The sequence below is a fragment of the Neorhizobium sp. 2083 genome, assembly GCF_031455615.1.
Lineage (GTDB): Bacteria > Pseudomonadota > Alphaproteobacteria > Rhizobiales > Rhizobiaceae > Neorhizobium.
On record NZ_JAVDTC010000002.1, the window covers coordinates 869,653 to 894,298 of the forward strand.

The following is a 24,646-nucleotide window of genomic DNA, read 5'->3' on the forward strand; positions in this document are numbered from 1 at the left end:
TTTTTTCTCCGGCAGGTGCCCCGATGAGATTTCGGCCCGATGAGATTTCGGCATGACATCCTGCAAGCTTCTGGATTAAGAAGTGGAAGGCACTCCACATAAACGGAGGCGCCTCCGTTTAAATTAATGGCTTGCGGATTTTCGTCAAGCCCCGGATCCCATTGGAGTAATATTTTGGCCTCGGCCGAGCCGAAGACAGCACCGCCCGCCCAGACCCGGCTTCGCGCCGACGCCCGCCGCAACCGCGACAGGCTGATCGAGGTTGCGGCCGCCGCCTTTGCGGAAAAAGGCGTCGAGACCTCGCTGGAGGATATAGCACGTCAGGCGGGCGTTGGCATCGGCACGCTCTACCGCCATTTCCCGACCCGCGAACATCTCGTCGAGGTCGTCTATCGACGCGAACTCGAAAGCCTCGCTGCCGCGGCAACCGAGCTTGCCGGCAAACATTCGCCGGACATGGCCCTCGAGGAATGGATGCGGCGCTTCGTAGGCTATATCGCGACCAAGCGCGGCATGGCCAACAGCCTGCGCATCCTCATGACCTCGAACTCCGCGCTTTTTTCCGAGGGCTCGGGCCTGATCCGCGGTGCGCTGGAGAGCCTGCTGAAGACCGCCGGCGAACAGGGCTATATCCGCCGCGATATCGAAACGACCGATCTGATGCACGCCTTGTCCAGCATCTATTCGATCCCGGAATCGCCCGAATGGCGGGAACGGTCGCATCGCCTGATCGGCCTGCTGATGGACGGCCTCCGGACCCGCAGATAACGCCCGCTGCCGGCATCGGATCAGCATCGGGACGGCCTGTCGCATAGGCTAGATTTCGTATCCTGTTTGAACGGAAAATCAAGCAATGCGCAATTGACAGGTATCCTGCTAATTAGCGCGCCTGATTCCCATATTATCATTATAAAATAAATGGATAAAGGACGCCTGATTTCGGATTTTTCGCCCGAAAAGTCATCAAAGGCAATTCTACACTATCAAAATGCAATCTGTCGTTAAAGAGTTTGATCCTACTCTCCGGCCACCGCGCGACCGCCATCCGGTGTAGCGCAGGAGCCGGTATGAGACCGGTTCTCTTCCCACACTGCCAGATATCAGATCTGCGCATGAAAACGCGTCGCCTCATTCGAGGCTTCACCATTCCGGAGCCGAACCGCATGTCCCGTCTCTCCATTCGCAGCTCGCTTATCGCCGTCTTCGGCGCGATTGCGGCGCTCGTCGCCGTTCTTGCCTGGGCGGCCATTTCCTCGCTCTCCAATGTCGCCGGCAATCTCAACACGATTTCCGAAAACTCGATGCCGAGCGTCCAGGCCTCGAAGAATATCGAGACGGCCATTCTCGGAATGACGGTCGCCTATATGGGCCACCTGACGACGACGTCGGACTTCGGCATGGAATCGGCGGAAAAGCTGATCGCCCAGCAGTCGGCGGCGCTGAAGGCCGCTCTCGACACTTACAGGCCGCTGATCTCGAGCGAGCAGGAAAAGCAGATCATCGAACAGATCCAGGCCGGCATCGACAAATACGTGCTGAACGGCCAGAAAATGCTGGACTTCTCGCGCAAGGCCTCGGATGCGCGCGCCCGCGTCGAGATGGAAAAGATGCGCATCACCATCCAGCCGGTCATAGAGGCCGTCACGAAGCTGGTCAAGTCGAATACGGATGAAGCGGCCCTCGAAACCGCCAAGGCAAAGACGACCTATTCCACCGCTCTCACCACGATGGAAATCATCCTCGGCGTGGTCTTCCTGCTGATCGTCGGCGCAGCCGTTTATGTCCTCTCCGGTATCGCCCGTCCGATCCAGCGCATCACCCTTTCGATGAGCGGTCTTGCCGCTGGCGACACGGCGACCGCGATTCCCTTCGCCGGTCGCAAGGACGAAGTCGGCGCCATGGCCGGCGCCGTCGAGGTGTTCCGCCAGGCGGCGATCTCCAACCGGCAGCTTCAGGAAGACGCCGAAAAGGCCCGCGCCCATGCCGAAGCCGACCGGATCCGCCTGCAGCAGGAGGCGGAAGCCTCGGCCCGGGCCCGTCTGCAGCAGGCGACTTCCGGCCTCGCGGCCGGCCTGCGCCGCCTCGCTTCCGGCGACCTCGCCTTCCAGCTCAACGAGCCGTTCGCTCCGGATTTCGAGGCGCTGCGCGAAGACCTGAACTCGGCCGTGTCCCGTCTCGGCGCCGCCCTTTCGGAAGTCGCCGGATCGGCTCAGTCGATCGACAGTGGTTCGCGCGAAGTCAGCCAGAGCGCCGACGACCTTTCCAAGCGCACCGAACAGCAGGCCGCCTCGCTCGAAGAAACCGCAGCCGCCCTCGACGAGATCACCGCCAACGTATCGAACTCCTCCAAGCGTGCGGACGAGGCAAAGGCGATCGCCCTACAGGCAAATTCCAGCGCCGCCCAGTCGGGCGCCGTCGTCGCCAACGCCGTCGACGCGATGCAGCGCATCGAACAATCGTCCAGCCAGATCTCCAACATCATCGGCGTGATCGACGAGATCGCCTTCCAGACCAACCTTCTGGCGCTCAACGCCGGCGTCGAGGCAGCCCGCGCCGGGGAGGCCGGCAAGGGTTTTGCGGTCGTCGCCCAGGAAGTCCGCGAGCTTGCCCAGCGTTCGGCGAATGCGGCCAAGGAGATCAAGGATCTCATCCGCAAGTCGGGTGCCGAAGTCCAGAACGGCGTGAAGCTCGTGCGCGAGACCGGCGACGCGCTGAAGACGATCGAATCCCACGTCGTCACCATCAACGAGCATATCAATGCGATCGCCACCGCCGCCCGCGAACAGTCGGTCGGTCTTGCGGAAGTCAACTCGGCCGTCAACCAGATGGACCAGGTGACCCAGCAGAACGCCGCCATGGTCGAGGAAACCAACGCCGCCGGCGCCAACCTGGCCTCCGAAAGCACCAAGCTGCGTGACCTGCTCACCCGCTTCACGCTTTCCGAAGGCGGCCAGCGCCCCAGAATGCAGCAGCGTCCCGCCCATGGTTCCGCTCCGGCGCCTGCCGGCCGCAACGCGGCTCCGCAGGAATCGCCGGCCCGCCGCCTCGCTGAACGCGTCACCCGCTCCTTCGGCGGCGGCGCGAGTGCAGCGGCGGCAGCGCCCGCCGAAAGCCAGTGGACCGAATTCTGATCGTCGGCCGGTTAGCACCCTCTAGCTGTCGCTCTTCGACGGCCCGGCTTCCGCCATCTGGCGCAGAAGCCGGGCCGTTTCATCATCGGCGGGAAAGAAGGATTCGACCGCCAGTTCCGACAGCGTCACATCGACCGGAGTGCCGAAGACGGTCGTGGTCGAGATGAAAGACAAAAGTCCCGCCTGCGTGCGCAGTTCCATCGGCACGGCGATGCCCGCATAATCATGTTTCGCCGCAGACTTCGACGCGGCCTCCGGCACCGGATAGCCGGCAAGCTCCTCCAGCAGTTTTTCGAGTACGCGATCGCCGGTCGCCGCGATCTGCTGGTGCAGCCGCTCGAGCAGGTGATTGCGCCATTCCGCCAGATTGGCGATGTGAGGCGCAAGGCCTGCCGGATGCAGGCTGAGCCGCAGGACATTGACCGGTCCCTCGATCAGCGACCGGTCGGCAACGTCAGCAAGCAGCGGCGCCACCGCGGCATTGGCAGCCACCAGCGTCCAGTGCCGGTCGACCGCCAGCGCCGGAAACGGTTCGTGGCCTTTCAGCACCATGTCGATCGCCCGGCGCGCCGGCTGAAGCGCCGGATCGTCGAGCCTGCGCTCGGCAAACACCGGCGCGAAACCGGCGGCGAGCAGCATCGGATTGCGGTCGCGAAGCGGCACCTCGAGCCGCTCCGCCAGATGCAGAAGCATGTCGCGGCTGGGCGCTGACCGCCCGCTCTCGATGAAGCTCAGGTGGCGTTGCGAGATATCGGCCTCCAGCGCCAGGTCGAGCTGGCTCATGCGCCGGCGGCGGCGCCAGTCGCGCAGGTAGTCACCAAGAGGGCGGGCGGCGGCGAGCGTCGTCATGCGGCAGCCGGAACCTGATCCAGAAAACCATGGACCGTCTTCAGCCGGCCGTTTTCCAGGGTGGCGAAATCCGTGCCCTTGATCAGCGCTTCCCCGCCTTCCGGGCCGAGCGCCCACGAGAACCGCAGATTGTCGTTATAGCCGTCGGCCGGCCCGAGCAGCGTGAAACGAAAACCGGGAAACTGCGCCTGGACGCCTTCGACCAGGCATTCGATCCCCTCGCGGCCTTCGCCGCGCATCAGCGGATCGACGTAAAGCCCGTCTTCCGCCCAGGCCTCAGCGATCATCGCCTTGCGGCGGACGGCGTCCGTCTCGTTCCAGATGGCGAGATAAAGTTCGGCTTTGGTGTTCGCATCGGTCATGTCTTTTCTCCTTTGTTCGCCTGGCTTGCTGCAGGCAGGGCGAACATGCCGGAGCGGCTGCATCGTCTCAATTACGCGGCAGGTAATAACTATCGCACCGAAAACGCAAGCCGCGCGCCGAGAAGAACGAAGGCGCCGGCGAAGACGCGGCGCATCCAGGCAAGGATGTTCGGCCGCGAGATCACATGGTTGCGCACCGAAGCGGCAAACAGGCCATAGAGGACGAAAACCCCGAAGGTGATCAGCATGAAGACCAGGCTGAGCGAGGTCATACGCAGAACGGGTGCCGCCTCGTCATGGGCGACGAACTGCGGCAGGAAGGCGAAGAAGAAGATCGACAGTTTCGGGTTGAGAAGATTGGCGAGAATGGCCGAAACGATGACTTGGCTAACGGATTTCGGCGTCCGTTCCATCTCGACCGTCAGCGCCCCCTTCTCCTTCAGCACCTGCCACGCCATGAACAGCAGATAGGCGACGCCCAGATATTTGATGACCTCGAAGGCCAATGCGCTGGCATGCAGCAGCGCCGCGAGGCCCGAGACCGCCGCGATCATATGCGGCAGGATGCCGAGCGTGCAGCCGAAGGCGGCGACGAGGCTCGCCCGCGCACCGCGCGACAGGCCGGCGGCAAGCGTGATCAGCACGCCGGTCCCGGGCGACGCGACGACGATGAGGGAGGTGATCAGGAATTCGAGGCTCATGGGCTCTCCTTTCGGGGTGTTTGCCCATAGCTACCGAAGACCATGCCTGCGATCTTGAACGAAATTGCAGGCCAAGATTGCGTGGATGCCGCGCAGAACCTATCGTCGCGCCATCCTTTAACGAGCCCGATCTTCATGACTTCTTCCATCCACGACGCCGACATCGGCTACGACGTCCCAGCCGCGATCGGCGACACCCTTGACGACGTCCAGACGCCGGCGCTGATCATCGATCTCGACGCCTTCGAGCGGAATGTCGCACGGATGAAAACCTATGCCGAGACAGCGGGCATACGCCTGCGTCCGCATGCCAAGACCCACAAGTCGGCCGATATCGCGCTGTACCAAATGCAGAGTGGCGGCGCCGTCGGCATCTGCTGCCAGAAAGTGTCGGAGGCCGAAGCGCTGGTGCGCGGTGGCGTCACCGATGTGCTCGTCGCCAACGAAGTCGCCGATCCGAAAAAGATCGACCGGCTGGCGCGGCTCGCAAAGCATGCCCACGTCGCGGTCTGCGTCGATGATCCTGCGGTCGTCGCAACACTTTCCGAAGCGGCCGTCCGCCATGAGGTGACGCTCGACGTGCTGGTCGAGATCGATTGCGGCGCGCGGCGCTGCGGCGTGCTGCCCGGCCAACCCGCCGTCGAACTGGCGAGCACCGTCGCCGCGGCACCGAACCTCGCCTTCGCCGGCATCCAGGCCTATCACGGCAGCGCCCAGCATATCTACGATCCCGCCGAACGCCGCGCCGCCATCGACAAGGCGATCGGCATGGCGCGGGAGACGGCGGACCTGCTGCGCCATGCCGGCCTGGAGCCGCGGATCGTCACCGGCGCGGGAACCGGCACCCACAATCTCGAAGGTGCATCCGGCGTCTATAACGAGATCCAGCCAGGGTCCTACATCTTCATGGATGCCGACTATGCCCGCGTCCGAGCGACGGAGGGCAATGGCACGATCGGCGGTTTCGAGCACGCGCTGTTCGTTCTGACCTCGATCATGAGCAAGCCCGCCTCCGGCCGCGCCATCTGCGACGCGGGCCTGAAGGCGCATTCGATCGACAGCGGCCTGCCGACCGTCTTCGAGCGCCCCGACCTCAAGTTCGTCAGCGCGTCCGACGAACACGGCAAGATCGAGGACCCACAGGATACGCTGAAGCTCAACGACCGCTTGATGCTCGTGCCGGGCCATTGCGACCCGACCTGCAATCTCTACGACTGGTACGTCTGCGTCCGGAACGGCCGGGTCGAGGCGCTCTGGCCGGTCACCGCCCGCGGCAAGCTCTATTGACCGCCTAGAAGCGGTGGATGCGCAGGCCCAGCACTTTTTCCGAGACGATCACCACCGCCATCGTCAGCATGATCGAGCAGGTCGAAACCGCCGCCGCTTCCGGTGTGAAATTGGTGCGCAGGTAGTCGAAGAGCTGGATCGGCAGCGTCGACATGCCGACCCCCTTCAGCATGAAGGAGATCGTGAACACGTCGAACGAGATGATGAAGGCGAACAGGCAGCCGCCGATCACGCCCGGTTTGATCAGCGGCAGCATGATCCGCCGGAAGCGGGTGAACCGCCCGGCACCCAGGCTCTGCGCCGCAAGGCTCCAGGCAGGATCGTAACTCTCCATCGAGGCCGAGACGTTGATGAACACGAAGGGCAGCGTGATCAGCACGTGGCCGACGATCATGCCGACCAGGTTCTGGGTGCCGAGACCGATGGAATAGACGAAGAACAAAAGCGAGATCGCGGTCAGCACTTCCGGCAAGAGAAGCGGCGCCAGCATGGCGACCCGCACGGTTTCCTTGAGCTTGCCGGCATGGGTGACGTAGAACATCGCCGCCATCGTGCCGATGATCCCGGAAATCACCATGGTCAGCGCCGCGATCCACAGCGAGGTGCGGATCGCCCGCATGAACACCTCGTTGTTGAAGAACACGACATACCAGCGGAAGGACAGCCCCTGCGGCGGGAAGGTGAGGAAGGCCCCGGCATTGAACGAGGCGATCACCACCACCGCGATCGGCGCCAGCAGGAAGGCGTAGATGATCAGGCAATAGACGGTGAAGAACGGTTTCGACATGCGCCTCAAGCCTTCCATTTCATGACGGTCAGCCGCCCGAAGATGACGACGATGATCGCGCCGGTGACAGACAGCATCAAAGCCAGCGCCGAACCGAACGGCCACTGGAACGTATCGATCAGCGCATCCACCACCGTGACGGCCATGGTTTTCACGCGCAGCCCGCCGATCAGCGACGGCGTGACATAGGCGCTGAGCGACAGGACGAACACGAGGATGCAGCCGGCCTGAATGCCGGGCAGCGACAGCGGCAGGGTGATGCGCCGGAAGGACGTGACTTTGGACGCTCCCAGCGACCGGGCTGCCGCTTCCAGCGACGGATCGATGCCCTGGATGGCGCTCATGATCGGCAGGATCATGAAGGGAAGGAAGACGTGTACCAGCGCGATGATGATACCGAGCGCGTTGTACATCAGCGGCAGCGGCCCGTCGATGATGCCCCAGCCGGTCAGCGTCCGGTTGATGATGCCGTTATTGCCGAGCAGGATCGTCCAGCCGTAGCTGCGGATGACGATGCCGACGAGAAGCGGCGAGAGCACCAGCGCATACCCCACGGCGCGAAAGGCCGAGGCTCCGCGCGCCAGCTGCCAGGCGACCGGATAACCCAGGACCAGACAGATGAAGGTCGTCAGGAACCCGATCCACAGCGTATTGATCACCTGGCTGATATAGAAGAAGTCCGAGAAGAACTTGCCGTAATTGCCGAAGGTGAAGCCCGGCCCGTATGGCGTGCCCTGCCCCGGCATGCGAAAGCTCATCAGCACGATGTTGAGATAGGGGAGCACGAGAAACACGCCGATCAGGATCGCGGCGGGCGCGATCAGCAGCAGCGGTCCGAAACGCTTCTTGGCAGGAGCGTTCATGCGGCACTTCCAAGCGGCCAGAAGCGATCGGCCGGCGCATGCACCAGCACCTGATCGCCATCGGCAAACCGCGTGCGTGGAAAGGTCTGGACGCTGACGGTCGCGCCGCCGGCAAGCTCCAGCCGGTAATCGACGAGACTGCCGGAATAATAACTGGACAGGACCTTGGCCGGCACGCCGTCTGCCCCGGAGGAGACCGGCAGCAGTTCGACGGCTTCCGGCCGCAGCGCCAGCATCAGCTCGGTCCCGGCAGCGTGATCGCCGCTGACCGGAATGTCTCCGAAGGCGGTCGAAACGACGCGGTTGCCGACCTTGCCGCGCACTATGTTCACCTGCCCGACGAACTCGGCGACTTCCAGATTGGCGGGCCGCTCGTAAATATCCGAGGGCGTGCCGATCTGGGCGATGCGTCCGCCGAACATGACCACGACCCGGTCGGACATGGTCATGGCTTCCGCCTGATCATGGGTGACGTAGACGGTGGTGATGCCGACGCGACGCTGCAGGTCGCGGATAAAGACGCGCATCTCCTCGCGCAGCTTGGCATCCAGATTGGCGAGCGGCTCGTCGAGCAAAAGGATCTTCGGCTCGATAACGAGGGCTCGGGCAAGCGCCACGCGCTGCTGCTGGCCGCCGGAGAGCTGACGCGGATAACGCTCGGAATAACCGGTGAGCTGCACCATATCCAGCACGCGGGCGATGCGGGTGCGGATCTCGTCCTTCGGCGTCTTGCGCATCTCCAGCCCGAAGGCGAGGTTCTTTTCGACCGTCATATGCGGGAAGAGCGCATAGTTCTGGAAGACCATGCCGATATCGCGCTTTTCGACCGGCACATGCACGACATCGCGTCCGTCGAAACGGATCGCGCCTTCGGTCGCATCCTCGAAGCCTGCGATCATCTTCAGCGTCGTCGTCTTGCCGCAGCCCGACGGGCCGAGCAGCGAGATGAACTCGCCCTCGGCGATCCTGATCGAAATGCTGTTGACCGCGGGGCCCTGCCCGTAGTCCTTGGTCAGCTTTTCGATGCTAACCTCTGTCATGAAATACCACTTTCCAATTGAAGAGCCTGACCCCGAAAAAAAGCCGATCATGGCCTGCCCTCATGGCAGGCCATGATCGCAGTTGGGGAAAATCACTTGACGGTCTTCGCCCAGCGTTCGGCGAGCTCGCCCTGCTTCTCGTTGACGAAGTTCCAGTCCCAGGTGAGGATCTTGTCCATGTCGGCGCCTGAAACCGGCACATCGACCTTGAGTTCGGGCGGCACGATCACCTTGGAATTGGTCGGCGAGATGAAGAATTCCTTCATCATCATCCCCTGCACTTCCGGCGACAGCAGGAAATTGGCGTATTGATAGGCCAGGTCCTTCTCGGGCGCGTTGGTGAGGATGTTGATGGTCTGGTCGAACATGAACATCCCTTCTTCCGGGATCACGCAGTCCACCGGCAGGCCCTGGCGGCGAAGACGGGCGATTTCGCCGAAATCGAACGGCGCGACGACCAATTCGCCGGAGGCAAGGCCGGTCGACATGTTGAAGTCCACCTGGATCACCGAGCCGAGCTTCTGAAGGGCCGCAAAACCGGCATCGACGTCATACTGGTCCTTGCCGAAGATCTTCGAAAACAGCAGCAGTTCCATCTTGCCGGCGCTGTTGGCGAAATTGTAGAGGCCGATCTTGCCCTTGAATTCCGGATTGTTCCAAAGATCCTTCCAGGATTTTGGCTTGGTCTTCACCAGGTCGGTGCGGTAACCGATGCCGATCGGCGAGACGGCGCCGATCGCGCCCCATCCGTCCGTCTTTTTCGCGAGGGGGTAGAGGTCGGCGTAGTTCGGCAGCTTGGTGAGGTCGAGTTTCTCGAAGAAGCCTTCCTTGCGCAGGCCGGAGGCGAAGACCTCGTTGGTCATTACGATCGAATAGGGCGGCTTGGCCGTGCCTGCCGCACGCAGGTTGGCGCCCCAGACACGGCCGTTGCCGACGTCGAGCGTCACGGCAGCACCCGTCTGTTTGGTGAAGGCGGGAGCGACCGTAGAGCGCCAGTATTGTTCCCACACGCCGCCGAGCGTCGGCACGACCAGCGTTTTCTGTTGCGCCCGCGCCGGAAGGCCGAAAAGGCCGGCCGCGGCGAGTGCACTCATTCCGGCAAGCGTTTGCCGCCTTGTCAAATCCATCATGGCAGTTCCCCTTGTTGCGATCTTTGATCGATATGTGCCGGCGGTGTTCCGCTTCTGCGCACGAGTTCAGTCGAATTCAGTCGGCGTTCAACCTTTCGAGAAAGCCTGTTTCGTCTTCAGGTCGATATATTCGCCATAGGTGATCGGCGCGTATTTCGCGCCACCTTTTACGAACGGCGCCAGGCACTCGATCACCGTATCCTTGGAAGGATTGAGGAAGAACGGGATGGACTGGCGACGCGCCGTGCCTTTGAACCCGGTCGGCGGATTGGCGACCCGGTGCGGCGTCGAGACCCACTCGTCGTTCGTCCAGCGCATGAAAGCGTCGGCGATGTTGATCACATAGGCACCCTCGATCGACGGCGCATCCAGCCATTCGCCGTTGCGGTTCTGCACCTGCAGTCCGCCGGCCGAGGCTTCCGAACGCAGGATGGTCATGAAGCCGTAATCGGTATGGACGCCGGCCCGCATCTGGCCGGGCAGCGGCGACTCTTCCTGTTCCGGATAGTTGATGACGCGCAGCGCCGAGAGATGGTTTTCGAAGGAGGGTTCGAAATAATCCTGGTCGAGCCCGATCGCCTGGCAGAAGATGCGGCGCATATGCTTGGCGAGGACTTCCATTTCCTTGAAATAGTCACGGAAGGCCTGTTCCAGCCCGTCCGGGCGATCCGGCCAGGTGTCGCCGGGAAGGTTCCTGCCGAAATTGAGGCTTTCCTTGTAGTCGCCGGGCGTCTTGATGCCGAGGGTCGCGGCAAGCGCCTCTTCGGCGATCGGCGAAAAGGAGACACCACCCGCAACGCCGGTGCCGCGCCCCTGGGTCTTTTTCCAGTCCTGCGGATAATCGAAGAAGGCGCGGGCGAGATTATAGAGGCGGGACGTCACTTCCGGCGAAACGCCGTGGCCGGTGACGAGAAAGAAACCGGTGTCCCGGCAGGCCGTCTCGATGGCCTTGACCACGGCGGCGGCGGCACCTGTCTCGTTGCGGATGAAGGGGCTGAGATCGATCACCGGAATGCCGGGAACGGCATCATGCGATGACGCGGGATTGGCGCTCGTTAGGGACATGGCCTTCCTCCAATTCACATCTGACAAACAGATGTTGACAAAAACATCTGTTGTTGTCCATATCAAAATTAACGAAGTTGCAACGTGGCTCTCGCGCCTCAGGGATAATCGACCGAACATGGATGATCTTGCGCCACAGGAAGCGGCGGTCCTCGCAATCATCAAGGACAACCCGTTCGCGGGACAGCAGGAGATCGCCACCATGCTCGGGCTGGCGCGCTCCACGGTCGCGGCCCATATCGTCCAGCTGATGCAGAAGGGCTATATCCTCGGCCGCGGTTATGTGATGCCCGCCGAGACCCGCGCCGTCTGCATCGGCGGCGCCGTGCTCGACCGCAAGTACCGCGCCAAGCAGGAGTTCGTCTTCGAGACCTCCAATCCGGTCGACGGCGTGCGCAGCCTTGGCGGCGTTGCCCGCAACGTCGCGGAAAACCTCGCCCTTCTCGGCACCACCACGAGTTTCGTGTCGATCGTCGGCGACGACGAAGGCGGCCGCGCCGTGCTGAAGCACATGCGCGACCGTGGCATCGATGTCAGCCAGATCATCACCACCACCGAACGCCCGACGGCCGAATATGCCGCCATCCTCGACACCAAGGGCGACCTCGTGCTCGGCATTGCCGACATGAGCATTTTCGACCTACTGCTGCCGAACCATATCGAGCGTATCTGGCCGCATCTGGCCGCCGCGAGCTGGGTGTTTTCCGACTGCAACCTGCCGGCCGAAACGCTGGCCGCCCTGATCGCCAAGCGCCAGGGCGCCCGCTTCCGCCTGGCAATCGACGCGGTCTCGACCCCCAAGGCGGCTCGCCTCCCGCGGGATCTCACCGGCATCGACCTGCTGTTCATGAATATCGACGAGGCCAATGCGGTCCTCGACCGCAAGGCGCACGAAACGATCGATGATGCCAAGGAAGCAGCCCTTGCCCTGCAGGCGGCGGGTGCGCGCGAGGCGGTGGTCACCATGGGCCCGCGCGGCATCGCCGTTGCCGGCACCGAAGGCGCCAAAACCTTCCCCGCCGTGCACGCCCGCCCGGTCGACATCACCGGCGCCGGCGACGCGATGATCGCCGGCACCCTGCACCGTATCCTGCATGGGGAAGACACCTACAACGCCGCACGCACCGGCGCGCTGCTCGGCACGCTGACGACGGAAAGCACCGCGAGCGTCCATACGGAATTGTCCGAACGCTTCCTGGAAGCCAATATGCACCGACTGGCCGGCTGATATCAGGCTGGTCGAAACCGATCCAAGGAATACCGAAATGGCCCTCATCAAACCGAAGCTCAGCCGCGAAGTGGCCGAAACGATTGCGGCCGGCGGCCCGGTCGTGGCGCTGGAATCCACCATCATCACCCACGGCATGCCCTATCCCGCGAACATCGAGACCGCGCTCGGCGTCGAGGCGGTGATCCGCGAAAACGGCGCGATCCCGGCCACCATCGCCGTCGTCAACGGCGAGCTGCGCGTCGGCCTCGAACGCAGCGAACTGGAAGAACTGGCCCAGGCCAAGGGCGTGGTGAAGGCATCCGGCCGCGATCTCGCGGTCGCCATGGTCCGGGGCCAGTCGGCCGGTACCACCGTTTCCGCCACCATGCTGATGGCCGACCTCGCCGGCATCGACATCTTCGCGACCGGCGGCGTCGGCGGCGTGCATCGCGGCGCCGAACAGACCTTTGACATTTCCGCCGACCTGACCGAACTCGGCCGCACGAAAACCGCCGTCGTCTGCGCCGGCGTCAAGTCGATCCTCGATATCGCCAAGACGCTGGAATATCTCGAAACCCAGCGCGTGCCTGTCATCGCCTACGGCACCGACGATTTCCCGGCCTTTTTCACCCGCAAGAGCGGTTTCAAGGCTGACCACCGGCTCGATACGCCGGAGGAGATCGCGAGAGCCATGTACCTGCACCACCAGCTCGGCACCGGCACCGGCCTGATGATCGCCAACCCGATCCCGCAAGAAGCGGCCCTCACCCCGGATTTCATCGACGGCACGATTGCCGACGCCGTGCGCGAAGCGGATGAAAAGGGCATTGGCCGCAAGGAACTGACACCCTTCCTGCTCGCCCGCATCAACGAGCTCTCCAAGGGCGAGAGCCTGAAGGCCAATATCGAGCTGGTCAGGAACAATGCGCGGCTGGCCGCGAAGATGGCCGTCGCCTACGCGGCGCTCAAGAAGGCCGGCAAATAGTTCAAGAACAAGGGGAACTGCCATGACCTACGAGACGATCCTTTACGAAAAGGACGCCACCGACAAGTTCGCGACGATCACCATCAATCGCCCCGACAAGATGAACGCGATGAACAAACCGGTGATCCGCGAGATCGATGCCGCGGTCGCCGCAGCCGTCGCAGACCCGGACGTCAACGCCCTCGTCATCACCGGCGCGGGCCGCGCCTTCTCCTCCGGCTACGACCTGCAGGGCGACGATTTCGACGTCGATATCGATTTCTGGCGCGTGGACATGACGGAAAATGCAGAGGCGCTGCTCAACATCTGGCGCGCCCCGATCCCGGTCATCGCCTCGGTCAACGGCTACGCTCTTGCCGGCGCTCTCGAACTGATGATGTGCTGCGATCTCGCCATCGCCGCAGACAATGCCAAGTTCGGCGAACCGGAAGTGCGCCACAATTCCGGCCCGCCGGCGCTGATGATGCCCTGGCTGCTCGCCACCCGCGACGTGCGCTGGCTGATGTTCACCGGCGACATGGTGGATGCTGAAGAGGCGCTGCGCATGCACCTGATCAACAAGGTCGTGCCCGCCGACCAGCTCAAGGAAAAGACGGAAAACCTCGCCCGCAAGCTGGCTCGCATGCCGGTTCCGGCGCTGAAATACACCAAGGCCTCGATCAACAACCAGCAGATGGTTGCCGGCCTGCTGCCGTCCTTCCAGTACAATATCGAGGCGATCGCCGCCCTTCACGTCACCAAAAAAGGCCGTGAATGGATGGCGAACCTCGCGAAAATGTCTCTGAAGGAATATCTCGCCTTCCGCGACGACCCCTTCAAGGGTCTCGACTGAGGCCTTGGCCATGGCGGCCAACACGCCGGACGCTATGCGGGCCCTGATGGCGCCACGCTCCATCGCAGTCGTCGGCGCCACCGAGCGCGCCGACGCCTCATCGAGCTTCGTGATGAAGAACCTGATGCGCTTCGGCTACCAGGGGAAAATCATCCCGGTGCATCCCAAGGCCGGGACGATATTCGGGCTTCCCGCCTCGCCCTCCCTGTCCGCGCTTGCTACGCCGCCGGATGTGGCCGTGATCGGCATCGCCGCCGACAAGGTGATCGCGGCCCTCGAAGAAGCCGGAAGCACCGGCGTCAAGGCGGCCGTCGTTCTGGCCTCCGGTTTTGCCGAACTGGACGAAACCGGCCGCGAGCGGCAGCGGCAACTGGTCGAGATCGCCGAACGTTACGGCATGGCCATCTGTGGCCCGAACTGCCTCGGCCTCTTCAACCTCGGCTCGGGCGCAGCACTTTATTCCTCCAGCCTGTCGACCGATCTGGAAAAGGGACGTTTCGCGATCCTCTCCCATTCCGGCGCGAGCGCGATTGCGCTCGGCAATACCGGCAGGTTCGGGCTCAGCCACATCGTCTCTTCCGGCAATAGCGCCGCCACCGACATTCCCGACTATCTCGATTTCCTCGCGACGGATGACGATACCCGCGCCGTCGGCATCGTCATCGAAGCCGTCCGGGAACCGGAAAAGCTGGCGGCGGCCATGGAGAAGATGCACGCCGCGAACAAGCCGGTCATCGCACTCCGCGCCGGCCGCTCGGAACGCGGCGCCCAGGCGACCGCTGCCCATACCGGGTCGCTTGCGGGCAGCAACGACGCCTACCGCGCCTTCTTCAGGCGGGTCGGCATCATCGAAGTGCCGGATATGGACGGCTTCATGGAGACGGCGACGCTCTGCCTGAACCTGAAGCAGCGGCCGGAGAAACCCGGCGTCGCGATCGTCGGTGTCTCCGGCGGCGGTGTGGCACATGTTTCGGACATCGCCGAGGAGGTCGGCCTGTCGCTGCCCGACCTGCAGCCCGAAACGGCCGCGCGGGTCAGGGCACTGCTGCCGCCTTTCGCCACGCCACAAAATCCGCTCGACACGACCGGCGTCGTCTTTGCCGATGGCGACATCTATCGGGACATCCTCCACGCGCTCGCCGACGACCCCTCGATCGGCCTGATCGTCGCCGCACAGGATGCGCCGATCGGCCTCGACGATTTCTGCGCCTCCGAATATCTCGGCATTGCCGAAGCTGTTTACGGCTATGCCGGGACGGGCAAGGCGCCGGTCGTGTTCATGAGCAACCTTTCGAGCGGGCACCATGTCGCCGTCGAAGCGAAACTGCCCAACCTGCCGGTGCTGCGGGGAACGAAGAGCGCGCTCACCGCCGTCCGCGGCCTGATGTATCAGGAACGCACCGTTTCCTGGCCGGATGCTGCGCTGTCCGAAAAGAGCCCCCTGCCCGCAACCGCACTCACCGAACGAGAAGCCAAGGCTCTGCTCGCCGCCGAGGGCCTGCCGGTTCCGAAGGAACATCTCGTCGCGGACGCGGATGCCGCCGCGCAAGCGGCCAGGTCATTGGGCTTTCCGGTCGTGATGAAGATCGAGTCGCCGGATATCCTGCACAAAACCGAAGCCGGCGGCGTGAAGCTCGGCGTCGCTTCGGAGGCCGAAGCCCGCGCCGCCTTTGAAGCCATCATGGCAGACGCCCGTGCCTATTCCCCGACCGCCGAGCTTCGCGGCGTCTCGGTGCAGGAGATGGTCACAGGCGGCATCGAGGCGCTGGTCGGCATCGTCCGCCACGATCCTTTCGGTTTCGGCATCGTCGTCGGCATCGGCGGCGTGCTGGTGGAACTGGTGAAGGACAGCGCCTTCGACCTCCTGCCGATCGACCTCGCCCGCGCCGACGCGATGATCGGCGAGACCAAACTGGCGTCGCTGCTGGGAGGCTATCGCGGTGCGCCGAAGGCGGATCGCAAAGCGCTTGCCGAGCTGCTGGTCAAGGTATCGGACTTTGCGGCCCGGTACGGCGATGATATCGAGGCGATCGACCTCAATCCGGTGGCTGTGCTGCCGGAGGGCAAGGGCGTGCGCATTCTTGATGCGCTGATCATTCCAAGGAAAATGCGGCACTAGCGGCAATGCGTTCGCTTCTGGCAAACCAGCACCAGCCCCCACACTCCCTCATTCCTGTGCCTGTCACAGGAATGAGGGTGAGCTATTACACTAGCCGCAACTTCGGCATTTCCGCCAGCTGCATCGCCAGTCGGGACAGCCTCTCCGTCAGCAGCGCATAAAACCCGTCCGCGTCCACGTCACGCATGAACATGGCGTTCTTCGGCCGGCCGGAGACGCCCCACCAATCGGCGACCGTCATGCCCTTGGTCAGTTCCGACTCCGTCTCGATCTCCACATTGCACAGCCGGCCGGAATAGAGTTCCGGCTTCAGCAGATAGGCGATCACGTTCGGATCGTGCAGCGGCCCGCCCTCGCTGCCGTATTTCGCCACGTCGAAGCGTTCGAAATAATCGAGCCAGCCGACGACGGCCTCGGAAAGCGGCGTGCCGATCGCCTGGATGGCGGCGACGCGGGCGCGGGTCGTCAGCGTCTTGTGGGTGACGTCGAGCGGCATCATCACGATCGGCACGCCCGAACCGAACACCACGGCCGCCGCCTGCGGATCGACATAGATGTTGAATTCCGCGGCCGGAGTGATGTTGCCGCCCTCGAACAGTCCGCCGCCCATCAGCACGATCTTCCGGATGCGGCCCGCGATCTCCGGCGCCCGGGTCAAGGCCTTGCTGAGATCGGTGAGCGGTCCGAGCGTGCAGACCGTCACCGTACCCGCCGGTTCGTTCTCAAGTGTTTCGATGATGAAGTCGACGCCGTGCTTTTCCTGGAGAGGCATGGTCGGTTCGGGAAGATCTGCGCCGTCGAGGCCGGTTGCGCCGTGCACGTGTTCGGCGGTGACGAGCGGCCCGGTCAGCGGCTGGCTGCAGCCGGCAAACACCTTGACGTCGGGACGGCCGGCCAGCTCGCAGATCTTGCGGATGTTCTTGGTCGTCAGCGACAGCGGCACGTTGCCGGCGGCTGCCACGATCCCCAGAACCTCGATTTCCGGACTTGCGAGTGCCAGAAGAATGGCCAGCGCGTCGTCCTGGCCGGGGTCGGTATCGATGATGATCTTTTCTGCCATTGGGCTCACTCTCGGATACGGAAACGGTTACGCGACATCGAAAAGCGGCGCCTTCGCCTGCCATTTCGCCATCAGATCGGCCTTGCGCCTTTCGAAACGCTCGACGGCGGCAAGCTTCACATGGCCGAAACCGCGGACCATGTCCGGCAGACCCGCCAGCTCCACGGCAGTCGCATGACGGGCGGCATCGAGCCCGGAAGAAAGCGTGCCCACCAGATCGAAATAATCCTCGATCAACTGCCGTTCCATCCGCCGCTCGGCGGTACGGCCGAAGGGATCGAAGGCGGTACCGCGCAGGAATTTCAGCCTTTCGAGCACCCCGAAGGCGGGACGAATCCAGGCGCCGAACGCGATCTTGGCGGGATGACCGGTGCGCTGGTCGATCTTCGCGATCATCGGCGGCGCGAGGTGGTGCCGGATCCTGAAATCGCCTTCGAACTGCTCGGCGAGCTTCTTTTCAAAGCTCCGGTCGCGATGCAGGCGGGCGACCTCATATTCGTCCTTGTAGGCCATCAGCTTGAAGGCGTTCTTGGCCACCGCTTCGGCAAAACCGCCAACGCCCCGCAAATGCGCCTCGGCCGATTTCGCGGTATCCACGAGACCAGCGTAACGCGCCGCATAGGCGGCATTCTGATAGGCGGTCAGGAAGGCCACGCGGCGGGCGACGATCTCCTCCAGCGTCTCCGCCTTCGGTTCCGTTTTCGCCAATCCGGCCTCGCGAGCGACAGCCTCCGGATCGACCGCGGCACGGCGGCCCCAGCCGAAGGCGGCGCGGTTCAGGGCAATCCCGGTGCCGTTGAGTTCGATCGCCTTGTCGATGGCGGCAAGGCTGATCGGCACCAGCCCCCGCTGCCAGGCATGGCCGAGCAGGAACATGTTGGAGGCGATCGCATCGCCGAGCAGCGCCGTCGCCAGATCGGTCGCGGGCACGGTCTCGACCGCCTCGTCCCCGGCCGCCCGGCGCAGCGATTTCAATGTCGCCTCCTGCCGGAAATCGATGGTCGTATCCTTCACGAAGGAGGCGGTTGGCGCGAAATGGTCGTCGATGATGGCCCGCGTCTTGTTCTTCGCGAACGAGGCGAGCGAATTCTTCTGGGCGGCGACGACGATATCGAAGCCGAGCACGAGGTCGCTTTCGCCAGGCCCGATGCGGGCGGCGTTGATCTGAGCAGGCTCCTTCGCCAGCCGGATATGCGAGACGACCGAACCGTTCTTCTGCGCAAGCCCGGTCTGGTCGAGCGTCACCAGAGCCAGCCCGTCGAGAAGCGCTGCCTGCGCAAGGATGGCGCTGACGGTGATGACCCCGGTGCCGCCGATGCCGGCAAGCAGCATGCTGTATGGCGTCTCGAATGTCGCGGTGAAGACCGGCAGCGGCAGGTCGTCCGTCTTTGCCGATCTCGACTTCGCCGCCGGCTTGCGGATACTGCCGCCCTCGACCGTGATGAAGCTCGGACAGAAGCCCTTGATGCAGGAAAGATCGGTGTTGCAGCTCGACTGGTTGATGCGCCGCTTGCGGCCGAACTCGGTTTCCTGCGGCTCGATCGAAATGCAGTTCGAGACGGCGGAACAGTCGCCGCAGCCCTCGCAGACCAGTTCGTTGATGAAGGCGCGCTTGTCGGAAACCGGGTAGGCGCCGCGCTTGCGCCGGCGGCGCTTTTCAGCAGCGCAGACCTGGTCGTAGATGAGGACCGTCACACCCGGAATATCGCGCAGCTCCCGCTGCACGGCATCGAGTTCGTCGCGGTGATGGATGGAGACTTGGCGCGGAAGATTGCCCTGCCAGACCTCCGGCCGCTCGGCGACAACAACGACGCGCGCCGCGCCTTCCGCCAGCATCTGGCCGACGATACCCGGTACAGTAACCTCGCCGTCATGTTTCTGGCCGCCGGTCATGGCAACCGCGTCGTTATAGAGGATCTTGTAGGTGGCGTTGACCTTGGCCGCGATCCCGGCACGGATGGCGAGCAGGCCGGAATGGAAATAGGTGCCGTCGCCCATGTTGACGAAGATGTGCTTCTCGTCGGTGAAGGGCGACAGGCCGATCCACGAGCCGCCCTCGCCGCCCATCTGGGTGAAGGTCGAGGTGTTGCGGTCCTCGTTACCGATGATCATCATGTGGCAGCCGATGCCGGTCGAGGCGCGACTTCCAGTGGGCAGCCGCGTCGAGACGCTGTGCGGACAGCCGGAACAGAAATAGGCCTCGCGCCTAAGCGCCGTCGCCTCGACGCCGAGCGCAGCCGCCATCTCTTCGACAAACCGCGCCCTCGCCTGCAGCGCCTCGTCAAGCGGGCCGAGCCGCGAGAGGATGGCCCTGGCAACCGAGAGCGTGTTGATCTCGCCGATTGCCTGCAGCAGCACCGCACCGGTTTCACCGGCCTTGCCGAACACGCGCGGGCGCCGGTCGGCCGGAAGGTTAAAGAGCTGCGCCTTGATCTGGTCTTCAAGGATCGAGCGTTTTTCTTCGACCACCAGCAGTTCATCGACGCGGGACGCGAATTCCGCAATCCCCTGCGGCTCCAGCGGCCAGACCAAACCGACCTTGTAGAGCGTAATGCCGAGTTCGGCGGCACGAGCTTCGTCGATGCCAAGCAGCGCCAGGGCGCCCTGGAGATCGAGCCAGGATTTTCCGGTCGAAACGATGCCAAGCCGGGCGCGCCCCGTGGTTCCCCAGATCGCACGGTCCAGCCGGTTGGCGCGCGCGAAAGCCTGCACCGCGAGCATCTTGCGCTCCAGCCTGAGCTCCATCGCATGCGGCCCGTCCGGCCAGCGCAACGACAGGCCGTCCGGCGCGAAGGTCTCGTCGGGAATGACGATCTCCGGCTTGTTCGGATCGAGATCGACGGTCGCCGAACACTCGACGATCTCGGTCTGGCACTTGAAGCCGACCCAGGCGCCGGAATACCGGCTCATGGCGATGCCGATGAGGCCGTATTCGATATATTCTCCGACACCTGCCGGCGACAGCAGCGGCACCATGGCGGAGATCAGGTTGTGCTCGCTCTGGTGCGGCAGGGTGGAGGAGACCGCACCGTGGTCGTCGCCGACCAAAAGCAGCACGCCGCCGTTCGGATCGGTGCCGATCGCGTTAGCGTGGCGGATCACGTCCATGCTGCGATCGACGCCCGGCCCCTTGCCATACCACATGCCGAACACGCCGTCGTAACGCACGCCTTCGAACATGCTGGTCTGCTGCGTGCCCCAGACCGCGGTCGCCGCCATGTCCTCGTTGAGGCCCGGATGGAATTTCACATGCGCGGCGTCGAGGAATTTTTTCGCCCGCGCCATCTCCCTGTCGAAGCCCGCGAGCGGCGAGCCGCGGTAACCGGAAACGTAACCCGCGGTATTGAGCCCGCGCGCCAGATCCCGTTGCCGCTGGATCATCGGCAGGCGCACCAGCGCCTGCGTTCCCGACACCAGGATCCGGCCCTTTTCCAGTATATAGCGGTCGTCAAGGCTGACCTTGCTGTCCGGGAGGTTCGTATCCGGTGCGGTATGGATCGACATCTAGGCCCGCTCCGCCTGCAGCACGGACACCGGCGCCTCGAAGACCCGGCCGCGATTGAGAATATAATTCGGATCGAATGCGGTTTTCAGCCGGCGCATCGCGGCGATCTCGGCTTCGCTGCGGGCGAATTTGAGATACTTCACCTTGTCGGTGCCGATCCCGTGTTCGGCCGAAACGCCGCCGCCAACCGCCTGGATGCCGGAGAAGATCGCCTCGGCGACCTTTTTCTCGTGGTTGCTGAACATGCAGTAATGCAGGTTGCCATCGCCCAGATGGCCGAAGATATAGGTCCGCGCCGTGGGATCGATCTCGTCGACGGCGAGCGCCGCCTTGTCGAGGAATTCCTGCATGCGCGACAGCGGCACCGAAATATCGAAGCCGATCATCACGCCGGTGCCGAACAGATAGTCGTTGATGCCGTCGCGAATGCCCCAGAGCCCGTTGAACTCGCGCAACGAATTGGAGAGCACGACGTCGGTCGCAAGCCCGTCCTCCAGTGCGGCGGCAAGGGCCGCCTCGAAACGTTCGTTGTCCTGGTCCGGCGCCTGGCCCTGGATCTCGACCATGGCATACATGCCGGCGCCTTTTTCGACCGGCGGACGGATGCCCATATAGTCCACCGTGCCTTCATAGACATTCGGGAAGATCGCCTCGAAGGCGGAGAGCAGACCGGACAGTTCGACCCTGAGCCGCGCCAGCAGGTCCTGCGCCGCCTTCAGCGACGGCAGCGCCAGGAAGGCATTGCGCTCGAACTGCGGCTTTGGGTGCAGCTTCAGGCAGGCGCGGGTCACGACCCCGATCGTGCCTTCCGTGCCGATGAACAGCGGATTGAGGTCGTAGCCGGAATTATCCTTCGGCAGGCCCTTGAGCGAGGATAGGATCGTACCATCGGGCAGCACGGCTTCCAGACCCATGACCTGCGCCCGGTACATGCCGTAACGCAGAACCCGGATACCGCCGGCATTGGTGGCGATATTGCCGCCGACGGTTGCCGTGCCGCGCGCGCCGATATCGACGCCGAAGAACAGGCCCGCATCGCTCGCCGCCTGCTGCACGACCTGCAGCGGCGTGCCGGCCCTGACGATCATCGTCTGGGCGGCAACATCGATCGACTCGATGCCATTCATCCGTTCGAGCGAGATCGCGACCTCTCCCTCGACCGGCCGGGAGGAGCCCGAAAGTCCGGTACGCCCGCCCTGCACCACGACCGGCTGGCCGAGCTCGTTGGCAATGGAGAGAATGGCGGAAACGTCTTCGGTATTGCGCGGGCGCAGAACGGCGGCGGGCCGGGCGCCACGGGCGGTGGCATCGGCGGCGTAACCGTCCGAAATCGCATCGCCGACAAGGATTGCAGCAGCATCCAGCCGGCTTTCAAGGCGGGAGAGGAGAAGGCTGACGCGATCAGAGGGCAAGACGATCCTCCCCGCGCAGATTCCGCCGCCCGGCCCTGCCTCCGGCTCCGCCGAATGCGATTGCGCCCATCCTCTTGTCCCCTTGTTTCTTGGGGGCGAGGTTATTCCCATTCCCCTATTTGTCAAACCTATATTTAAAAAGCAGTAGCCTTTTTACCCTGCCCGTGGCATCACTATGCCAGGAACCATGGGAAGGGTGACATGATCCTCAAATACGACGAGGTGGTCCGCACGGGCATTGCGAGGCAAGTGTCGGACAATATCCGCTCGGCGATCATGGATGGCCGGCTCAAGGTGGACGAACGCCTGCCGACCGAAGAGGAGCTGGCCAGGAGCTTCGGCATTTCCCGCCCGACCGTCCGCGAAGCGCTGAAACGCCTCGCCGCCCAGAACCTCATCCATTCCAAGCGCGGGCCGAGCGGCGGCAATTTCGTCAAGCGGCCGGATCCGGAAGGCCTTTCCAAGGCGATCACCGGCGCTGCCACCCTGCTCGTCGGCATCGGTGCTTTCGACATCGAAGAGATCATCACCGCAAGGCTCGAAACCGAAACCGTCTGCTGCCGGCTGGCCGCCGGCAATCGCAACGAAGCCGATCTTGCGGCCATGGAAGCCGAGATCGCCGTGCAGCTCGATGAGGCGATCAGCGACGAGGATTTTTGCGCTTCCGACGTGCGCTTTCACCGCGCGCTGGTGGAATCGACCGGCAATGGCCCGCTGAAGCTGATGATGTACACGGTCATCGAGGCCTTCATACCGATCACCAACATGATCGTCTTCCGGGTCCGTGAACGCCGCCACGTCGCCTCGCTGCATCAGGAGATCGTCGATGCGGTGCGCAGCCGCGAGGACGCCAGGGCAGCCGATGCGCTCGCGCGGCTGCTCGCCTACGTGCGCGAAAGCTATTCAGCCGTGCTCGATGCGCGCGCCAGGCGCGATACCGCGGCACAGGCCTCCGCTTAAAGACCAACATCACCACAAAATCGGGAGAGAGACATGACCGAGACCTTCACCGCCATGGTCATCGACGCCGTCGACGGCAAACCGAAGGGCGCTTTCCGGGAGATCTCGGTCGCCGATCTTCCCGACAATGACGTGCTGGTCGAGATCGCCTATTCGACGCTGAACTACAAGGACGGGCTCGCCATCACCGGCAAGGGCCGCATCGCCCGGCGCATGCCGATGATCGGCGGCATCGATCTTTCCGGCACGGTCATCGAATCCCGCTCGCCGGAATGGAAGGCCGGCGACAAGGTGGTGCTGAACGGGTGGGGACTTTCGGAGACCGAATGGGGCGCCTTCGGCCGCTACCAGCGCGTCAAGCCGGAATGGCTGATCCGCCTGCCCGACGCCTTCTCGATGGAACAGGCGATGGCGATCGGCACCGCCGGTTATACCGCCGCCCTTTGCGTCGATGCGCTGGAAAAATGGGGGTCGATCAAGCCGGGCGAAGGCGAGGTACTGGTGACGGGTGCTGCCGGCGGCGTCGGCTCGGTGGCGATCGCCCTGCTTGCGGCCCGCGGCTACAATGTCACCGCCTCCACCGGCCGGCCGGAAACCCACGACTACCTTACCTCGCTCGGCGCCTCGGGCTTCATCGACCGCGCCGTGCTCCAGGAAAAGGGCGGCCCGCTGCAGAAGGAACGCTGGACCGGCGGCATCGACAGCGTCGGCTCGACGACGCTCGTCAACGCGCTTTCCCAGACCATGCGCGGCTGCGCCATCGCCGCCTGCGGCCTCGCCGGCGGGGCGGATCTTCCCGGCACCGTGCTGCCGCATATCCTGCGCGCCGTCACCCTGATCGGCGTCGACTCGGTGATCGCCACGCGCGAACAGCGCCTTTCCGCCTGGTCGCGGCTCGCCCGCGATCTCGATCCTGCCAAGCTTGCGGAAATCACGACGACGGAGCCGATGTCGAACCTGCCGCAGTTGGCGGAAGATATCGTTGCCGGCAGGATTCGGGGCCGGGTGGTGGTTGACGTAACGCGGTAGGCTGCCGTTTCCGAATTTCGGCTCAACCTGTTGACCTGGCCTTTCGGCAACGTGCAGCTGAACTCGGCCATGAGATCGGCGACCGGCAGACGTCGGCGCAGAGGACGCTTTGCGCCGGTGCGATCATGACGCGGGAATGCCGAGCACTTCGGCGCGCGCACGGCCATGCCGCGGCCCGGCGCGGCGCTGCCTCATCGGTGGAGCTTTGCCCAAATACTTATTCACACTGCTGCAATCGTATTTGTGAGATCGGCACTGCTGGCATAGCGTCGCATCGTGGATATAAGAGAGGCTGACAACTCCCATCGATATCGGCCGC

General features: G+C 63.7%; 20 protein-coding genes. 9 read left to right on the forward strand and 11 right to left on the reverse strand.

Annotated elements, in window-relative coordinates; translation table 11 throughout:
* Positions 1-174 precede the first annotated feature (174 nt).
* Together J2X76_RS12450 and J2X76_RS12455 are read left to right on the forward strand one after the other, a co-directional pair.
* On the forward strand, positions 175-768 hold the full coding sequence (locus tag J2X76_RS12450) for a TetR/AcrR family transcriptional regulator (RefSeq protein WP_405030017.1): 594 nt from the start codon (positions 175-177) through the stop codon (positions 766-768).
* A 395-nt stretch (positions 769-1,163) separates the two neighbouring features.
* The gene (locus J2X76_RS12455) at positions 1,164-3,131 is read left to right on the forward strand and encodes a methyl-accepting chemotaxis protein (protein WP_405030026.1); all 1,968 of its coding nucleotides are present in this window, start codon (positions 1,164-1,166) and stop codon (positions 3,129-3,131) included.
* Between the two features lie 21 nt (positions 3,132-3,152).
* Here the strand turns inward: J2X76_RS12455 and J2X76_RS12460 are convergent, their stop codons facing one another.
* The 3 genes from J2X76_RS12460 to J2X76_RS12470 form a co-directional block, all read right to left on the reverse strand.
* Entirely contained in the window at positions 3,153-3,980 is an 828-nt protein-coding gene (locus tag J2X76_RS12460) for a helix-turn-helix transcriptional regulator (RefSeq protein WP_310216373.1), read from the reverse strand.
* Complete coding sequence (locus tag J2X76_RS12465) at positions 3,977-4,342, reverse strand: nuclear transport factor 2 family protein (protein WP_113283309.1); 366 nt, start codon at positions 4,340-4,342, stop codon at positions 3,977-3,979. Before J2X76_RS12465 ends, J2X76_RS12460 begins: the two co-directional genes overlap by 4 nt.
* An 89-nt stretch (positions 4,343-4,431) precedes the next feature.
* Positions 4,432-5,043 (reverse strand): LysE family translocator, encoded by a 612-nt coding sequence (locus J2X76_RS12470; RefSeq protein ID WP_310216376.1) that lies wholly within the window; start codon positions 5,041-5,043, stop codon positions 4,432-4,434.
* A 135-nt stretch (positions 5,044-5,178) separates the two neighbouring features.
* Here J2X76_RS12470 and J2X76_RS12475 point away from each other — a divergent pair, with 135 nt between their 5' ends.
* Positions 5,179-6,330, forward strand: coding sequence for a DSD1 family PLP-dependent enzyme (locus tag J2X76_RS12475; protein ID WP_310216379.1), 1,152 nt, complete (start codon positions 5,179-5,181; stop codon positions 6,328-6,330).
* A gap of 4 nt (positions 6,331-6,334) precedes the next feature.
* Here J2X76_RS12475 and J2X76_RS12480 read toward each other — a convergent pair whose 3' ends face one another.
* From J2X76_RS12480 to J2X76_RS12500, 5 genes are all read right to left on the reverse strand, one after another.
* Positions 6,335-7,135, reverse strand: coding sequence for an ABC transporter permease (locus tag J2X76_RS12480; RefSeq protein ID WP_405030018.1), 801 nt, complete (start codon positions 7,133-7,135; stop codon positions 6,335-6,337).
* A complete protein-coding gene (locus J2X76_RS12485) occupies positions 7,123-7,980 on the reverse strand; it encodes an ABC transporter permease (RefSeq protein ID WP_310216384.1) in 858 nt (285 codons plus the stop codon). The genes J2X76_RS12480 and J2X76_RS12485 overlap by 13 nt, the downstream gene beginning before the upstream one ends.
* A complete protein-coding gene (locus tag J2X76_RS12490) occupies positions 7,977-9,020 on the reverse strand; it encodes an ABC transporter ATP-binding protein (RefSeq protein ID WP_310216387.1) in 1,044 nt (347 codons plus the stop codon). Before J2X76_RS12490 ends, J2X76_RS12485 begins: the two co-directional genes overlap by 4 nt.
* A gap of 92 nt (positions 9,021-9,112) precedes the next feature.
* Positions 9,113-10,150: a PotD/PotF family extracellular solute-binding protein gene (locus J2X76_RS12495; RefSeq protein WP_113127955.1), complete on the reverse strand. Its 1,038-nt coding sequence runs from the start codon at positions 10,148-10,150 to the stop codon at positions 9,113-9,115.
* An 87-nt stretch (positions 10,151-10,237) separates the two neighbouring features.
* Positions 10,238-11,215: a 2-oxoglutarate and iron-dependent oxygenase domain-containing protein gene (locus J2X76_RS12500; RefSeq protein WP_310216392.1), complete on the reverse strand. Its 978-nt coding sequence runs from the start codon at positions 11,213-11,215 to the stop codon at positions 10,238-10,240.
* Between the two features lie 118 nt (positions 11,216-11,333).
* On the opposite strand from J2X76_RS12500, the gene J2X76_RS12505 reads away from it, so the two are divergent.
* Genes J2X76_RS12505 through J2X76_RS12520 form a run of 4 tightly spaced genes read left to right on the forward strand, consistent with a single transcriptional unit; the run spans position 11,334 to position 16,361 of the window.
* Positions 11,334-12,443 (forward strand): carbohydrate kinase, encoded by a 1,110-nt coding sequence (locus J2X76_RS12505; RefSeq protein ID WP_310216396.1) that lies wholly within the window; start codon positions 11,334-11,336, stop codon positions 12,441-12,443.
* A gap of 37 nt (positions 12,444-12,480) precedes the next feature.
* Positions 12,481-13,410 (forward strand): pseudouridine-5'-phosphate glycosidase, encoded by a 930-nt coding sequence (locus J2X76_RS12510; protein WP_310216398.1) that lies wholly within the window; start codon positions 12,481-12,483, stop codon positions 13,408-13,410.
* Between the two features lie 22 nt (positions 13,411-13,432).
* Positions 13,433-14,242, forward strand: a complete 810-nt coding sequence (locus tag J2X76_RS12515; protein WP_113127959.1) for an enoyl-CoA hydratase/isomerase family protein — start codon at positions 13,433-13,435, stop codon at positions 14,240-14,242.
* A gap of 10 nt (positions 14,243-14,252) precedes the next feature.
* Complete coding sequence (locus J2X76_RS12520; RefSeq protein WP_310216401.1) at positions 14,253-16,361, forward strand: acetate--CoA ligase family protein; 2,109 nt, start codon at positions 14,253-14,255, stop codon at positions 16,359-16,361.
* 85 nt (positions 16,362-16,446) lie between these two features.
* Here the strand turns inward: J2X76_RS12520 and J2X76_RS12525 are convergent, their stop codons facing one another.
* From J2X76_RS12525 to J2X76_RS12535, 3 genes are read right to left on the reverse strand one after another with little or no spacing between them, the layout of a single operon-like run.
* A complete protein-coding gene (locus J2X76_RS12525) occupies positions 16,447-17,421 on the reverse strand; it encodes a nucleoside hydrolase (protein WP_310216404.1) in 975 nt (324 codons plus the stop codon).
* Between the two features lie 27 nt (positions 17,422-17,448).
* Positions 17,449-20,925, reverse strand: coding sequence for an indolepyruvate ferredoxin oxidoreductase family protein (locus J2X76_RS12530; RefSeq protein WP_310216406.1), 3,477 nt, complete (start codon positions 20,923-20,925; stop codon positions 17,449-17,451).
* Positions 20,926-22,338 carry an FAD-binding oxidoreductase gene (locus J2X76_RS12535; protein WP_310216409.1) on the reverse strand — a complete coding sequence of 471 codons (1,413 nt, stop codon included), beginning with the start codon at positions 22,336-22,338 and terminating at the stop codon, positions 20,926-20,928.
* Between the two features lie 201 nt (positions 22,339-22,539).
* Here J2X76_RS12535 and J2X76_RS12540 point away from each other — a divergent pair, with 201 nt between their 5' ends.
* Together J2X76_RS12540 and J2X76_RS12545 are read left to right on the forward strand one after the other, a co-directional pair.
* Entirely contained in the window at positions 22,540-23,298 is a 759-nt protein-coding gene (locus J2X76_RS12540; RefSeq protein ID WP_113283301.1) for a FadR/GntR family transcriptional regulator, read from the forward strand.
* A gap of 33 nt (positions 23,299-23,331) precedes the next feature.
* Complete coding sequence (locus J2X76_RS12545; protein WP_310216412.1) at positions 23,332-24,327, forward strand: MDR family oxidoreductase; 996 nt, start codon at positions 23,332-23,334, stop codon at positions 24,325-24,327.
* Positions 24,328-24,646 lie beyond the last annotated feature (319 nt).